This window comes from Deltaproteobacteria bacterium, from assembly GCA_009930495.1.
Lineage (GTDB): Bacteria > Desulfobacterota > Desulfovibrionia > Desulfovibrionales > Desulfomicrobiaceae > Desulfomicrobium.
On the sequence record RZYB01000466.1, the window covers coordinates 1 to 1,073 of the forward strand.

Annotated in this window: 2 protein-coding genes; both read right to left on the reverse strand. The window is 61.8% G+C overall.

Annotated features, from left to right (window positions below; translation table 11 throughout):
- The coding region (locus tag EOL86_15515) for an anthranilate synthase component I family protein (protein NCD26978.1) at positions 1-884 on the reverse strand (884 nt) is incomplete at its 3' end.
- A 108-nt stretch (positions 885-992) separates the two neighbouring features.
- A partial coding sequence (locus EOL86_15520) for a prephenate dehydrogenase/arogenate dehydrogenase family protein (GenBank protein NCD26979.1) occupies positions 993-1,073 on the reverse strand: 81 nt, incomplete at its 5' end.

The following is a 1,073-nucleotide window of genomic DNA, read 5'->3' on the forward strand; positions in this document are numbered from 1 at the left end:
AGCTCTTCGGCCAGTTCTTGGTCCTCGGCCTCCGTGGCGCCGCGCACGCGGGTGCCGGCGATGGGACGCAGTTGCAAGAGGCCATCCTCGCAGCGGATGAGCAGTTCCGGCGAGGAGCCCATGATCGTCAGCTCCCCAAAGCTCATGAAGAAGGTGTAGGGTGAGGGGTTGATCTGGCGAAGGCGCCGGTACAACTCGAACGGTGAGCCGGAAAAGGGCGCGCTGAAGCGGGTGGAGAGCACGATCTGGATGGCTTCTCCTTCAGTGATCAGCTCTTTGGCCCGGACCACTCTGCGCAGGAATTCCTCGTGGCTGGGTGTGGTGGAGATAGCTCCGACCAAGGGCGGGGCCGGGGTGCTCGGCCGCTGGCAGCCGTTCACGTTGGTGGTGGAATCGAGCGTCAGGTAACAGCAGCGGTGGTGCAGGTGGTCGAACAAAATGACTTTTCCCGGCAGAACCAGAATGGACTTGGCTTCTTCGGGGGGCAGTTTGTCGGCCAGGGCCGGCTCGAAGATGCCACCCATGTTGTAGGCCAGGTAGCCGCACACACTGCGGGTGACGGCGGGCAGCTTGCCCAGGTTTTCCGGCCCGGTGATGGTCAGCTCGTTCAGGCAGGCGCGCAGACCGGCAAGGTAGTCCCGTCCGGCGAAGCGTTTCAGATCGTGCAGTCGCGGGTCGAAGCTTTTGACGTCAAGCGCGCCGCCCACGCAGGACAAAACCAGCCGAAAATCCCAGCCGATCAGGCTGTAGCGTCCCAGTCGTCCGTCTACTTCGGTGCTTTCCAGCAGAAACCCCTGTTTGTCGCGCACCAGAGTCAGATACAGGGAAATGGGTGTCTGGGTGTCCGCCGGAAGCCAGGTTCCCTGTTGGGAAAGGGTGATCATGGTCTCTCCATCGTTGGTCGTTGGCGTTGAAATAAAAAAAGGCCGGATCCTGCAGGAGGATCCGGCCTTTTTTGCCTTTTGTACCGTAACCGACGGCAGCGCATGCCGTCAGGAAGCGGGTCCCCCTGCGTCATGCTGCTTGCGCCACCACCACAGTGCCTTCTGGGAAAGCAGTTCCAGATCGCCGCC